Origin of the sequence: Providencia xihuensis (genome assembly GCF_041953405.1) — a bacterium.
In the GTDB taxonomy this organism is placed as follows: domain Bacteria; phylum Pseudomonadota; class Gammaproteobacteria; order Enterobacterales; family Enterobacteriaceae; genus Providencia; species Providencia vermicola.
Window position 1 is genome coordinate 2946729 of the sequence record NZ_CP169565.1, and the last position, 13043, is coordinate 2959771.

The 13043-nt window shown below is 44.2% G+C and carries 15 protein-coding genes and 1 CRISPR repeat array (1 of these 16 only partly in view); of the genes, 3 read left to right on the forward strand and 12 right to left on the reverse strand.

Annotation, left to right across the window (positions count from 1 at the left end; all coding sequences use genetic code 11):
- Nucleotides 1-67: direct repeats of the CRISPR family, unit length 28 nt; unit sequence TTTCTAAGCTGCCTATACGGCAGTGAAC; it begins 683 nt to the left of the window's first position.
- Nucleotides 68-321: 254 nt separating this feature from the next.
- The 11 genes from flgL to flgB all read right to left on the reverse strand — a co-directional run bounded on the left by flgL (nt 322) and on the right by flgB (nt 10538).
- Entirely contained in the window at nt 322-1257 is a 936-nt protein-coding gene (gene flgL, locus ACE2AL_RS13330; RefSeq protein ID WP_206083855.1) for a flagellar hook-associated protein FlgL, read from the reverse strand.
- A gap of 28 nt (nt 1258-1285) precedes the next feature.
- A complete protein-coding gene (gene flgK, locus ACE2AL_RS13335; RefSeq protein WP_272573703.1) occupies nt 1286-2929 on the reverse strand; it encodes a flagellar hook-associated protein FlgK in 1644 nt (547 codons plus the stop codon).
- Nucleotides 2930-3068: 139 nt separating this feature from the next.
- Nucleotides 3069-4049, reverse strand: a complete 981-nt coding sequence (flgJ, locus tag ACE2AL_RS13340) for a flagellar assembly peptidoglycan hydrolase FlgJ (protein ID WP_272538685.1) — start codon at nt 4047-4049, stop codon at nt 3069-3071.
- A complete protein-coding gene (locus ACE2AL_RS13345) occupies nt 4049-5152 on the reverse strand; it encodes a flagellar basal body P-ring protein FlgI (RefSeq protein ID WP_206083852.1) in 1104 nt (367 codons plus the stop codon). Before ACE2AL_RS13345 ends, flgJ begins: the two co-directional genes overlap by 1 nt.
- Nucleotides 5153-5186: 34 nt before the next feature.
- A complete protein-coding gene (locus ACE2AL_RS13350; protein ID WP_241016843.1) occupies nt 5187-5885 on the reverse strand; it encodes a flagellar basal body L-ring protein FlgH in 699 nt (232 codons plus the stop codon).
- A 143-nt stretch (nt 5886-6028) separates the two neighbouring features.
- A complete protein-coding gene (gene flgG / locus ACE2AL_RS13355) occupies nt 6029-6811 on the reverse strand; it encodes a flagellar basal-body rod protein FlgG (protein WP_206083850.1) in 783 nt (260 codons plus the stop codon).
- Between the two features lie 18 nt (nt 6812-6829).
- Nucleotides 6830-7585, reverse strand: coding sequence for a flagellar basal body rod protein FlgF (locus ACE2AL_RS13360; RefSeq protein ID WP_206083849.1), 756 nt, complete (start codon nt 7583-7585; stop codon nt 6830-6832).
- A 15-nt stretch (nt 7586-7600) separates the two neighbouring features.
- Nucleotides 7601-8821, reverse strand: a complete 1221-nt coding sequence (gene flgE / locus ACE2AL_RS13365; protein WP_206083848.1) for a flagellar hook protein FlgE — start codon at nt 8819-8821, stop codon at nt 7601-7603.
- Between the two features lie 29 nt (nt 8822-8850).
- On the reverse strand, nt 8851-9702 hold the full coding sequence (locus tag ACE2AL_RS13370; protein WP_206083847.1) for a flagellar hook assembly protein FlgD: 852 nt from the start codon (nt 9700-9702) through the stop codon (nt 8851-8853).
- Between the two features lie 12 nt (nt 9703-9714).
- The gene (flgC, locus tag ACE2AL_RS13375) at nt 9715-10119 is read right to left on the reverse strand and encodes a flagellar basal body rod protein FlgC (RefSeq protein ID WP_047755990.1); all 405 of its coding nucleotides are present in this window, start codon (nt 10117-10119) and stop codon (nt 9715-9717) included.
- Between the two features lie 5 nt (nt 10120-10124).
- The gene (gene flgB / locus ACE2AL_RS13380; protein ID WP_206083846.1) at nt 10125-10538 is read right to left on the reverse strand and encodes a flagellar basal body rod protein FlgB; all 414 of its coding nucleotides are present in this window, start codon (nt 10536-10538) and stop codon (nt 10125-10127) included.
- 246 nt (nt 10539-10784) lie between these two features.
- Between flgB and flgA the strand changes: the two genes are divergently transcribed.
- From flgA to ACE2AL_RS13395, 3 genes are all read left to right on the forward strand, one after another.
- Nucleotides 10785-11453, forward strand: coding sequence for a flagellar basal body P-ring formation chaperone FlgA (gene flgA / locus ACE2AL_RS13385; RefSeq protein ID WP_272538686.1), 669 nt, complete (start codon nt 10785-10787; stop codon nt 11451-11453).
- Nucleotides 11454-11946: 493 nt separating this feature from the next.
- Nucleotides 11947-12249, forward strand: a complete 303-nt coding sequence (flgM, locus tag ACE2AL_RS13390; RefSeq protein WP_206083844.1) for a flagellar biosynthesis anti-sigma factor FlgM — start codon at nt 11947-11949, stop codon at nt 12247-12249.
- Nucleotides 12250-12258: 9 nt separating this feature from the next.
- The gene (locus ACE2AL_RS13395; protein ID WP_206083843.1) at nt 12259-12699 is read left to right on the forward strand and encodes a flagella synthesis protein FlgN; all 441 of its coding nucleotides are present in this window, start codon (nt 12259-12261) and stop codon (nt 12697-12699) included.
- Nucleotides 12700-12791: 92 nt separating this feature from the next.
- Here the strand turns inward: ACE2AL_RS13395 and ACE2AL_RS13400 are convergent, their stop codons facing one another.
- Nucleotides 12792-12959, reverse strand: coding sequence for a DNA-binding transcriptional regulator (locus ACE2AL_RS13400; protein ID WP_241016826.1), 168 nt, complete (start codon nt 12957-12959; stop codon nt 12792-12794).
- Nucleotides 12960-13043 lie beyond the last annotated feature (84 nt).

Below are 13043 nucleotides of genomic sequence, written 5' to 3' on the forward strand. Positions count from 1 at the left end.
AGTGAACTAATTGGCCCTGGCATTCTCAAACATTCATCTTTTCTAAGCTGCCTATACGGCAGTGAACTATAAAATATCATAAGTAAAGTGAATCACAACAACCTGTTACCGATAAAAATAAGAAAATACCTTCTTTTTACACTCAGTTTATAACATATTGTTTTAAGAGACTTTTTTAAAGAACAAAAAACAAAGGGTAAATTTAAGATAGCACAACTTCGTTGAAGCATTCTTCGTTGGATCCCAAAAATCACCAAAAACAAAAAAACCGCGCTCCAATAACGGCAAAGCGCGGTTGAGTAGAACTCAAGTATTAGATGATTAACGACTACCAAATAAAGACATGCTGTTTAAATCTTTGAAAATACTTTGTGATGCTTCAAACATCGCTTTTTCTTTATAGTAATCCGTGGTGGTGCCTGTCCAGTTAGTCTCAAGCAACTCACTTTTACGAGCAGCATTTTGAATTGAACGCGTATCTGCTAAAAAATCCAATTTATCAATTTCTTGTAGTTGTAAGCCTTGTTTTGCTTCAATATTGGAAATTTGGTCTAGTGCCGCTTTAATGCCACGGTTGGCTTCATCCATCCCTTCTTGCGCACGGTCTAAATCCGCTTGAGGTGCATCTTGCTGTGGAATTTTTAACGCGTCAATACCTGCATTTAATGCTTTGAAAACATTCACAACATTACTACTGTCTGTATCAAATACCTGAGCACCTGTGAAATAAGTGGTCATTTCACGGTCGCTGGAGACATTCTGCATTACCGCTTTATCACCACCGTGATAGAGCACATCCCCATCGGCGTTAATTTCAAAAGGCGGTTTATCCGATTTAAAACCTGCAAAAATATAGCGCCCATTGCCGTCTGTGGAATTCCCCAATGCCACCAGTTGTTCTTTCAAACCTGTTAACTGCTCCGCTAATGTATTGCGGTCTTTATCACTCAAAGCACCTTGGTTAGAAGCTTGAATAATCGTGGTATCAATCTGTGTGGTGACATCCGTCATTTGAGTCAAAATGCTCATTTGTAATGTCATACCCGTTTTCGCAAATCCACGGCTGGTCACGTATTGCTGATTGCGAGTTTCAGATTGGTTAATTCGTACCGCTTGAGATGATGCTTGTGGATCATCCGACGGTTTGCTAACTCGCTTACCTGATGCTAATTGGCTACCTGCTTCCATCCAACGCGCTTGGGAATTATTCATATCTTGTAGGCGTTGGTGATAAATCATATTTGTGCTTAAACGCATCGCTAAATCCTTATTATATCGCTAAAACTTAGAATGCACGCATCAGCGCATTAAACAAATCATCCACGGTTTTCAACACTTGCGCATTGGCATTGAAAAATTGTTGGATCTTTTGCATTTGAATACTTTCTTCGTTCATATTCACGCCAGAGATAGCTTGCTCTTGTTCATAGAAACTCTCTGTCATTTTATTTTGCGTTTCAGAGTCAATTTGCGCTTGTTTGGTTTTGCTTCCGACATCATTGACTAACGTCGCGTAGAAATCAGAAAACGTTGAGCCGCCATCAATCAGTTTTTGGTCTTGTAACTTCACCAATTCTTTGATGTTTTCGTTATCACCAGGGCCGCTGTCTTTGCTGCCCGCGGCGGCAAATTTTGTTGCATCGCTGATCAACGTTTGCATGCCATTAATCACGCCACTGACAGGCTTCGCGAGGAATGAATCCCCTTTTTGCGCACTGCTGTTGCTGATATTAATTTCAATACCCTCAAATTTCAGTGTCGTCGCGGTTGAATCATCATCTAAAGCAACTTTGGTGCCTTCAGGCAAGCGCGTAACACTCCACCCATCATCACCAAAGCGAATGTCATAGTTGCTACCAGTAACTTTGGAAACATCACTGTATTTTAAGTCGAAATCAGCCTTGCCTGTGTTGTGAGTATTGCTCACCACATTGCCTTTACCGATTTCAAAGAAGTTCTCACCCGTTTTACCACTGGCATCATAGCCTTTACTGTGGACTTCGTTGAATTTGGTAGCAAAAACTAGCGCAAGCTTATTGAGTTTTTGATACGCGGGGTCGATAACATCTTGACGTGAACGCAAGATACCGCTGAGCTCTCCACCACGGAAAGATTCATCAGGAATTTCACGGGCTTGGCCATTTGCGCCAACAAAACCAATGCTAAAGCGGCTATCATCTTTTGATGATGGCACAGCTTCTAAACGGTTTGCTTTTTCCCCCGTAACTAATGGCAAGCCATTCGCAAACGTGACGTTATAGTTGCCATTTTGCTCAATCACTTTGACGCCAATTAACGAATTTACTTCGTTAACTAAACGATCTCTCACATCAAGCAAGTCATTAGGTTCCGAGCCACTGACAGAACGCACGCGGGAAATTTGCTGGTTTAAACCTGCAATTTTCTCAGCGTAGATGTTAATGTCTTTCACCTTGTTTTCGATTTGACGATTAACATCACGCTCCATTTCTTGTAAGCGTCTGTCTGCTTCTTTAAATTGGCTCACCAACGCATTAGAGTTACCAAGAAAAACATCAATTAATGTTTTATCACTGGCATCACTAGTTGCCGCATCTAATGACGTGAAGAAGCTGCCAATATTGCTGGAGATATCTTCGATATCATTGGTTAGCAAATCATCGACTTTATTACAGTTTTTAACGTACGCTTCGTAGTCACCACTGCGCGCACGCGCTTGGCTGTACTGTGCATTGATAAATTCATCAAACTCACGGCGAACATGGCTGAAATACGTGCCGTTACCAAAATAGCCACTCGGTGTCATCGTACCGGGATTCTCCCCGAAAACAGCACTTTGGCGGTGATAATATCCCACACCAGCGTTGGCTAAGTTGTTAGAAATCACACTTAACCCGCCTTGTGCAGCATTCACACCACTGAGCGCATTATTCATTACATTGTTCAGCATAAGCTTTCCTGTTCTGGGTGCGTATCGCGTTCATTGGCTGACACAATGTCGGCGATAGCAACTCAAATTATTTAGAGCATATTTAGTTATCGGAAAATCGACGTAATTATTTAGCCCTAACACGTATAAATTCTGTATTTTAGAAAATATCATTTAAGTCGATGGTATAAGCCTGTACAGCACGTGATGCTGAAGTATTTGCCGCAGGCTGGTTGCCTCGTATTTGATTAATTAAGGTGATTAATTTATCGGAATAACCTGGGTCTGTGGCGTAACCTGCTTGATGTAAACGACGTGCCGCAATTTCAGGCGTTGGTGCTTTTTTGACGTCTTTATAGCGTGGGTTATCCGTCAATAAACTGATGTAATCCGCAATGGCCTCTTCATATGAACCATAAACACGAAAATCATCGCGCATTTTGATCGTTTGGCCGTTAATCACTTCCGTCGTCATGATATTAGTGACAGGGCCCTGCCAACTTTTCCCTGCTTTAATACCAAATAAGTTATGGCTGGTTTTCCCATCCATTTTTAATATTTCCCTTTGCCCCCAACCGCTTTCCAGCGCTGCTTGTGCTAATACCAGCAAATGGGAAATACCACTGTCTTTACTGGCGGCTTTAGCAGGTTCAATCAAACGGCTAATAAAGTTGCTACTGTTAAGGGATAACGCTTTGATTTTTTTCAAAGGTGCAGAAAGCGCATCCCCCATCGGGGCAAAATGGCGCATCATCTGTTCCATATTAAATGGCGGTAAGGATTGCACCGTTTTTTCATCAAATGGCAATAAACTGTTGGAATTTGGGACGCTTGACGTGTGTTGATCACGCGTCAGTTGCTGGTACATCATCTCCCCAAAACCTAACCCTTTTTGGGAGAGGTCTTGGGCAATTTGCTGGTCATACATACTGGTCAACATACGGGTTTGGTCATTGGAAAATAGGCCATCCTGTGGGAGTGCGTCACGCATGCTTTTTAGCATCATTTGGACAAATGTTGCTTCCAATTGCTGCGTGACTTGGCGCAGCCCTTGCTCCGTGTTTTTATTCAATTCGCCCTTTAACTGACTTAGCGACTGTAAATCGAACGCCGCACCTTGCAATAGCTGCATATCGCCCATTAGATAATCTCCAGTTTCGCACGTAAACAGCCTGCACTTTCCATCGCTTGCAAAATCGACATTAAGTCGTTTGGTGTTGCCCCTAATGTATTCAGTGCTTGAATCACTTGGTTGAGCTGCACGCTGGCATTGACTTTTTGCAACGCGCCACCGCGGTCTTGTACGCCGACACTGGTGTTACGTGTTACCACAGTTTGTCCGCCCGCAAACGGTGTATCTGGCTGGCTAACTTGAGTTTGTCTTTCCACGGTGACAGCCAAACTGCCGTGAGCTACCGCGCAGCTTTCCAGTGTTACACTGCGATTGATCACTACTGAGCCCGTCCGTGAATTTAAGATCACTTTGGCCTCTGCCATTGGCGTGCGAACATTCAGCTCTTGTACCCGAGCGAGGAACTGCACTTGGTCTCGGTTGTTTGCAGGCACTAATAATTGCACTGTACGAGAATCCAATGCGCTAGCCGTTCCCATCCCGCCCATACGATTGACCGCATCTGCGATATCTTGCGCTAATGTGAAGCTGTCTTCGTTTAATTGCAGGTTAATAGCACCACTTTGCCCAAAACTGCTTGGCAGCTCGCGTTCAATAGTCGCCCCGCCAGTAATGCGCCCACCGTTAAGTTGGTTAACTTTGATGCTACTACCGCCACCACTTGCCCCTGCGCCACCCACGAGGATATTACCCTGTGCCATGGCATAAATTTGTCCATCCACGCCTTTTAATGGCGTCATTAAGAGTGTGCCACCACGTAAACTTTTCGCGTTCCCCATAGAAGACACCACGATATCCACCGATTGCCCTGTACGTGCAAAAGGCGGCAGTTTTGCCGTGACCATCACCGCTGCCACATTTTTAAGCTGCATATTCGTGCCAGGTGGCACCGTGATCCCCATCTGAGATAACATGTTATTTAAGCTTTGCGTGGTAAACGGCGTTTGCATGGTTTGGTCACCCGTGCCATCCAAACCCACCACTAAACCGTAGCCAATCAACGCGTTATCGCGCACCCCCTGAACGGTGGTTAAATCTTTAATACGCTCACTGTGCGCCGAAAAGGTAAAAAAGCAAAACAGTGATAGCAAAATTAATACGTTGTTTTTCATTGAATTCTCTCGGCCGTTACTCGCTAATGTTTAATTAATATGGCGAAACATTTAAGAAAAAGCGTTGTAGCCAGCCCATATTTTGCGATTCGTTGATATAACCATCGCCAACATATTCGATGCGAGCGTCCGCCACTTGTGTGGAGCTCACATGGTTATCTGAGCCAATAGTTCGTGGGTTAACCACTCCCGAAAAACGAATAGATTCAGTGCCTTGGTTAATTGCGATGCGTTTTTCACCCACTACATGTAAATTGCCATTCGCCAGTAACTGGTCGACGGTCACCGTAATGGTTCCCTTAAAGGTGTTATTCGCATTTGCACCACCTTTACCGCTAAAGTCACTGTTTCCTTTGATATCCAGTTCGGTGTTGTTGCCACCGATCCACCCTTGCATAAAGCCAGGTAATATCGCGGCAAGGAACCCCGTTTTACCGCTGCGATTCGCATTGGCAGAGGAATTTTTGCTGGCGCTGACATTTTCTTGCAAATTAATGGTTAGAATATCGCCAACATTACGCGGTCGCCTATCTTCAAAAAGCGGCTGATAACCGTAATAAGCAGGCTGGGCACTTTGAAATATCGAACCGTTTGGGGAAGGTGCTGTAGGGGCAGAAGGAATAGCCGTCGTTTGTGTATCCACTAACGGACGAGATGGAATGTGAGCACAACCGCTGGTGGCTAAAACCAAAACGGCAAGTAACCATACCTGTTTAGGTGCAGTCAAACGCATCTGCAACGCTGTTTTTTGCTGTTGGGAAATAAGGCCGCTTTCAATCATTATGCTACTCTTTTGCTGCTGTGTACGTTGTTCATCCCAAAGAGATGTCTTTCATAGGGCTCACAGGAACCCCATGAGCGCCTATACAAAACCAATTACAGTTGCGTTAAACGCTGAAGCATTTGGTCTGATGCAGAAACTGCCTTACTGTTAATCTCGTAAGCACGCTGAGTTTGGATCATATTGACCAACTCTTCGGCGACATTCACGTTAGAGGTTTCTAGCATGTTTTGATAAAGCAGACCGGCACCGTTGGTTCCCGGCGCGCTTTCATTCGGCGCACCTGAGCTCGCAGTTTCCATATAGAGGTTTTCCCCCATACTTTCCAACCCTGCATCGTTAATGAAGGTTGTCAGCGTAATTTGGCCGATTTGCTGAGGTTGACTATCGCCATAAACGGTGACAGATACCGTACCATCACGCCCAATCGTTAAACTGTTGGCATTATCTGGGATGGTGATCGCAGGAACGATTTGATAGCCGCTGGAGGTGACTAACTGGCCATCTTGGTTAGGCTGTAATGCCCCATCACGGGTATATGCGTCTGTGCCGTCAGGCATTTGTACATGTAAAAAACCTTGGCCTTTAATGGCGATATCCGTTGTGGTGCCCGTTTTATTCAATGCCCCTTGACCATGAATACGCATAGTCGCAACGGGGCGTGCCCCTGTCCCCAGTTGTAGCCCTGATGGCAAAGAGGTTTGTTCAGAGCTCATCGCCCCTGGCTGGCGAATATTTTGGTACATTAAATCTTCAAAAACCGCGCGTTGGCGTTTGAAACCATTGGTGCTAACGTTCGCCAAGTTATTGGAAATCACGTCTAAGTTAGTTTGTTGAGCATCAAGCCCAGTTTTTGCAATCCATAATGAACGGATCATAATTATTCCTTACTGAATTTAGCTGACGGCAAGCAATTGGTTGGCGCGTTGGGCATTTTCATCCGCACTGCGAACCACCTTCATTTGCATTTCAAAATGCCTTGCATTGGCTATCATCGACACCATCGCTTCGGCGGCATTGACGTTACTTCCCTCAATCACACCAGACGTCACAACCGCACGGTCACTCAGTGGCAATACATTGCCATTCGCGGCTTGCCCCTGAGGGGATAAATGGAAAAGCCCATCTTCCCCGCGAATTAAGTCTTGCGGCTGCGCTTCAACCACTTTCAAACGGCCTATTTGCCCCAACATAGTTGGCGGATCCGTCGCCAGCAATGCGGTGATGGTGCCATCCATGCCAATAGTGATTTCTGCATTTTGCGGGACGTTAATTGGCCCGCCATCGCCTTGCAGACGGCGTTCACCAATCACTAACTCACCTTCGCCCGAAATTTGGATATTCCCATTTCGGGTATACGCTTCTGTGCCATCGGCTAATTCAACCGCCAAAAAATGCTTATCGTTTAACGCAACATCTGTTGGCTTACCTGTGTAGTTCAGCGGCCCTTGGCTCATATCCGCGCCAGGGGTTGAAGAAACCACCAAGGTTCTGGTTTGCGCGCTATCCCCATTCACGGGCACTGCGCGCATGGCAGAGAGCTGCGCTTTAAACCCTGCGGTAGACACATTAGCAATGTTGTTGGAAACCACCGCTTGGTTCTCAAGCGCATGACGCGCTCCCCCCATTGCGGTATAAATGACGTGATCCATGGCCACCCTCTAGGCTTATCGTAAGTTAACCAAAGTTTGTAACATTTGGTCTTGCGTCTTGATGGTTTGCGCGTTTGATTGGTAATTGCGCTGCATCACAATCATGCTGATAAGCTCTTGGCTCATATCCACGTTGGAAGATTCCAATGCACCGCTGGTTAATTTACCGAACTGCCCTACACCAGGTACGCCATCCATCGGGTTGCCCGATGCGTTTGAAGATGCCCATACGTTGCCACCTTGGGAAACGAGACCATTCGGGTTCGCAAACGCAGAAAGCGCCACTTGCCCAACCACACGTTTCTGTTGGTTTGAGTAGTTCGCAACGATTAAGCCGTTATCTTCAATTTTGAAACTGGTGTATTCACCCGCGGGGAAACCATCAACATCAATGGCACTGACGGAGGACTCGCTCACTTTTTGTTGGCGGGTTTTCGATAAATCAACGTTTAAAACGCCGTCATCCGCACCGTTTAAGCCGTTATAGTTGAAAGGAAATGTCGCTTTATCCGCATCTTTTAGCTTGCCGTTACCATCAAACTCTAATTTGCCAAGTTCTTTTGCAGACTTATCACTTGCATCTTTTGCGTAAGCTGTCCATTCGTTGTCCGCATTTTTAACAAAGTACACGGAGATTTCATGGGTATTACCTTGGCTGTCATACGCCGTCATTGTGGTGCTGAAGTTATAGGTTGATGAATCATCAGGCTTATCAACATCAAAGGCTTTATCTTTGATTTTGTCTTCTGAGTTCAAGTTAATGGTTAACTTGGCAAGTTCAGATTTTTTCGCATCCATCATGTCCGTTGGGATGTTTAATCCTTCAGGCACGCCACCGCTTTGAATGGTGACATTGCCTTTTTCATCGACACTGGCTGGGTAACCTGTCACCACCATGCCTTGGTTATTGACTAAATTACCGCTTTTATCACGCAAAAATTGGCCATCACGGCTGTAGTAAGTATCACCATTTTTATCTTGAACGCGAAAAAAGCCACTACCTGAAATCGCCACGTCAGTTGGTCTATCTGTACGTGTAATTGGGCCGTCTTTAAAGTTTTGCGTAACTGCAGCAACGTTAACACCAAGGCCAACACCCGAACCTGCGAACATATCCGCAAATGATGTCGTTGCACCTTTAAAGCCGTTAGTTGCGGAGTTGGCAATATTATTACCAATTGAATCGAGCCCCGCTGACGCTGCATTTAAGCCACTGACTGCTTGTGAAAAAGACATATTTTCTCCATGAGTATTGGGGGTAAAAATTAAGAAGAAGGGTAAACTTTGAAAATGCTACTAAGAGGCACACTTTGCCCGATGCCAACATCTAATAATGGCGCGTCAGATCCTGGTGTGACACCATTGACGCGGGTATAGCCCAGTTTCGTGACCTCAACTTCAGCCCCGTTTCTGATAGCTCTCACATCAAAGTAATATTTCCCTTTCGTATCGGTGACTAAATTGCCGTTGTTGTCCAAACCATCCCATGCCATGTCATAAATGTCGGGCTTAACTTCAGAGTCATAGGTGATGGTTCGCACAACCATTTTGTTTTTGTCGCGAATAGTGATTTCAACGCTATCGGCCAATTTCGGTAAAAAGAAACCAAATGGCGATGAAATAAATTCAGATTTTGGCTCTTCGCCGTCCTCTTCAGAGGTGTTTTGATTGCTCAACGCTGCGGTAGATGGGCTGTTTGGACTAATTCCTTCATCGGGTAACGGGTTCGATGGTTTCGTCACCGTGCTATTTTCGCCTGAACTCTCTTTTTTAAGCGGAGCTAAAACAATTTCATTACGCGGAATAAGTACGCCTTTGCCCACCAGAGCGGTAGCTTGTAGTGATTGCCCTGAGCCGATTTGTTGGGAAATACCACTCACGTTATCGCTGAGTTTATTCATACTTTCCAGCGTGGCAATTTGTGCCAATTGGCTGGTTAAATCGGTATTTTCCATCGGGTTCGTTGGGTCTTGGTTTTGCATTTGCGTCACAATCATTTTCAAAAAAGTGTCACGCATATCATCACTTTGACTTTTCTTAGGCACATTACTTGCCGCAGGTTCTGGCCCTGCGGTAGTGTTGTCCAAAGAATCGTACATCGTGGCTGCAATCCCCATGTCATACCTCCGTTACTGGCCAATAGTCAGTGTTTTTTGCAGCAAGGTTTTTGCTGTATTCATCACTTCTAAGTTGGCTTGGTAGCTACGAGAGGCCGAAATGGTGTTGATCATTTCCCCCACCATATCTACGTTAGGCATTTGCACATACCCTTTCTCATCCGCTAAAGGGTGACCAGGTTTGTATTCCATACGTGGTGGTGCTGGGTCTTCAATCAGTTCACTGACTTTTACGCCACCCACTTCGTGGCGGCCTTGTGGTGCCATCTGGAAAACCACTTGTTTAGCGCGATACGGCTGCCCATCAGGCCCCGCAATACTTTCTGCGTTAGCCATGTTGCTTGCACTGACGTTTAAGCGCTGAGACTGGGCAGTTAATGCAGAAGCTGAAATGTCAAAAATACTCAGTAAGGCCATAATGATTACCCTTGCTGTAAAACAGCCAACATGCTTTTAACGCGGCTATTAATAAATGTAAGATCAGCCTGATATTTCAGGGTGTTATCGGCGAATTGACTGCGTTCAATATCCATATCGACGGTATTACCATCCATTGAGGTTTGGTAAGGGACGCGGTATTTCAAATCCATATTTGGTGCCTTAATACCTCGGCCTTCAATATGACCTTTGGCTGTCACCGCCAGTGCCACCCCCTTGCCATTCACAGCGCCTTTATCCATCGCTTGTTGGAGTTGACGATTAAAATCAATATCCCGCGCCTGATAACCCGGTGTGTCCGCATTAGCAATATTGGAAGCCAAAACAGTTTGCCTAGCTTCACGTATTGACAACGCCTGCTGCTGGAAGGCAAACGTGGCATTTAACTTATCAATCATGATGATCCTTAATGGATGTATAGCGATGTTGACTACGAACGCTCGTTATATTCGCCCCCTCAATTAGGCAAAACCCATCAAGAGAGTACGAAAGTTAAAATTCGACGTGCATATCTTAGCGGTCTACGAAAAAATCTAATGGCGGGATAAAGGCAAAATAATTGACCTATTTGGCTCATTCATTATGAAAGAGGTGGGTAAACTGCAAGCGTGAAAAAGTGTGTTGATAAAGGAGCGAGTAACCCGATGGCTAATCTTAAGAAATTGACCTATTGCATAATAATCAGTGGATTAAGCTTAACTCCAACGCTATCTCAAGCCTCTCTTCCACAAGATATCAATCACTATTTTCGTCAAGTGCATGGCAAAAACAACCACGTTTCCATTGAGATAAAAACACCGATTGAAAAATGGCCAAACTGTGATAAACCGCAGATCAGCCCGCCTATTGGTGGACGCAACATGGGAAATGTGTCGATACCTGTGCTATGTGGGAAGAAAAAACAGTTTTTGCAGCTCACAGTTAATGTGACGGGACAATATTATGTTGCAACTCGTAATTTAAGCCGCGGTGAAACGATTGAATTTGTTGATATCGGAACCAAAAAAGGCCTGCTACACAAATTACCAACTGGAGCCAGTACGGACAAAATGGCGCTGCGGGGCGCAATTGTGCTACGCACAATTACTGCAGGACAAACATTCACCAAATCAATGGTTAGGCAACCTTGGGCGATTAAAGCTGGGCAAACCGTATTTGTATTTGCCAATGGGGATAATTTTTCGGTGAAATATGAGGGACGCGCGATTAATAATGCCACCGCTGGGCAAAATATTCGTGTAAGATTGCTCAATGGTCAAGTGGTCAATGGGTTAGCACAAGAGAATGGCAGTGTTAATATTGCGTTAAAATAAATGCCATCCAGACTGAAGTCCTTTGAAATATGACGAATCTATCTTTGACATAAAATTGCTCAAAATGAATGTTTACCTTAAGGTAAAATGAACGTTTATTCTAAATAGTTCAAGTCGCATCAAGGCAACAAGTGAATGAGTCGCTAGAAGCTTACATAAGTAAGTGACTAGTGCGAATGAGCGCAATTAACACAGAGGCGACTTGAAATATGACGAATCTATCTTTGACATAAAATTGCTCAAAATGAATGTTTACCTTAAGGTAAAATGAACGTTTATTCTAAATAGTTCAAGTCGCATCAAGGCAACAAGTGAATGAGTCGCTAGGAGCTTACATAAGTAAGTGACTAGTGCGAATGAGCGCAGTTAACACAGAGGCGACTTGAAATATGACGAATAAAAGCAACATTTTGTAACACTATACAGACTAAAGATCCCCAAAAATACGCCGATAACTGACATATGATAAAAATCGGGAATAGGAAAATACATTATGGCTATTGAGCAAACCCCTGCAATTTCTGCGCTGACTCAAGTAACAAACCGTGATCCGCAAGATGCGGCGGCCCCGATGCGCGATAAAAAAGTTGCTGCTGATGTCACTGTCAAAGAAAGTACTTTTGCACCTAGCGAATTACAAAAAAAATTATTGCAACCGCAAGCCTCTGATATCAACCTCGCAAAGGTTGAAAGAATTAAACAAGCTATTAAAGATGGCACCCTAACGATGGATGCGGAAAAAATTGCAGATGGTATTTTACGCGATGCCCACGAATGCATGTTATCAATGAAATAAATAACCGTTATGACTGATGAATTACTGATATTGCTAGAGCAGCAACTTTCCCATTTACAATCACTGCAAATCGTGATGAAAAATGAAGAAATCTTATTAGGTTATCACCGTGTGCCGCCATCACCCTTCCAAGAAACGACTGAGCAAAAACGCTTTCTTGTCGCGGCTATCGGCCACGGTGAAACCCATCGCTTACAGCTTGAGGCACAGGCTGAAATCACCGCTCCCTACGAAAGCGATGCGGCCTTGGCTGGTCTATGGGAAGCGATTAAAGTGTTAACGACTGATCTTAAAGAGCTAAATTATCGTAACCATCAAATGCTGCAATTACACATTGAGCTCAATACCCAGCGCCTGAACTTTGTCAAAAAACACAATAACCAATCTACCTATGGTGCTGATGGCTTAGAATCAAAACGCCCTGTTTTAGGTAAGAAAATTTCGATTTAGCTTGCAGAGCAGTTTATTTAAAATGCATTAATTAAATAATAAACATTCTCTCATCTATCATTGTGAGAAGCCTCAATGCCACGCCATTAGGCTTAATCTCCCCCTCTTTCCCACTTAGACACACTCTCTTTCGTCATGTTTAAGATAAGTGCAAGGGAAGATTGTGAGATATTATTTTGCTCACGAATGCGCTTAATATCTTCCCCTGTCATTGGTGTAAGATGGGCAAATTGCAGTAACTCATTAATTTTATTATTCATAATTAACCTCCACTAACAGGTTAGCTTTTAGCATTTTCATTATTTTTTCATCATCTAATTACAAAAGTACCTTCACGATATCTT

What these genes read in the sequence shown, in the direction of transcription:
- flgC (WP_047755990.1), bottom strand. Translation starts at nt 10,119, where the DNA reads ATGGCCTTACTGAGTATTTTTGACATTTCAGCTTCTGCATTAACTGCC.
- ACE2AL_RS13350 (WP_241016843.1), bottom strand. Translation starts at nt 5,885, where the DNA reads ATGCGTTTGACTGCACCTAAACAGGTATGGTTACTTGCCGTTTTGGTT.
- ACE2AL_RS13395 (WP_206083843.1), top strand. Translation starts at nt 12,259, where the DNA reads ATGACTGATGAATTACTGATATTGCTAGAGCAGCAACTTTCCCATTTA.
- flgG (WP_206083850.1), bottom strand. Translation starts at nt 6,811, where the DNA reads ATGATCCGTTCATTATGGATTGCAAAAACTGGGCTTGATGCTCAACAA.
- ACE2AL_RS13400 (WP_241016826.1), bottom strand. Translation starts at nt 12,959, where the DNA reads ATGAATAATAAAATTAATGAGTTACTGCAATTTGCCCATCTTACACCA.
- ACE2AL_RS13345 (WP_206083852.1), bottom strand. Translation starts at nt 5,152, where the DNA reads ATGAAAAACAACGTATTAATTTTGCTATCACTGTTTTGCTTTTTTACC.
- flgB (WP_206083846.1), bottom strand. Translation starts at nt 10,538, where the DNA reads ATGATTGATAAGTTAAATGCCACGTTTGCCTTCCAGCAGCAGGCGTTG.
- flgK (WP_272573703.1), bottom strand. Translation starts at nt 2,929, where the DNA reads ATGCTGAACAATGTAATGAATAATGCGCTCAGTGGTGTGAATGCTGCA.
- flgJ (WP_272538685.1), bottom strand. Translation starts at nt 4,049, where the DNA reads ATGGGCGATATGCAGCTATTGCAAGGTGCGGCGTTCGATTTACAGTCG.
- flgA (WP_272538686.1), top strand. Translation starts at nt 10,785, where the DNA reads ATGGCTAATCTTAAGAAATTGACCTATTGCATAATAATCAGTGGATTA.
- flgM (WP_206083844.1), top strand. Translation starts at nt 11,947, where the DNA reads ATGGCTATTGAGCAAACCCCTGCAATTTCTGCGCTGACTCAAGTAACA.
- ACE2AL_RS13360 (WP_206083849.1), bottom strand. Translation starts at nt 7,585, where the DNA reads ATGGATCACGTCATTTATACCGCAATGGGGGGAGCGCGTCATGCGCTT.
- ACE2AL_RS13370 (WP_206083847.1), bottom strand. Translation starts at nt 9,702, where the DNA reads ATGGGGATTGCAGCCACGATGTACGATTCTTTGGACAACACTACCGCA.
- flgL (WP_206083855.1), bottom strand. Translation starts at nt 1,257, where the DNA reads ATGCGTTTAAGCACAAATATGATTTATCACCAACGCCTACAAGATATG.
- flgE (WP_206083848.1), bottom strand. Translation starts at nt 8,821, where the DNA reads ATGTCTTTTTCACAAGCAGTCAGTGGCTTAAATGCAGCGTCAGCGGGG.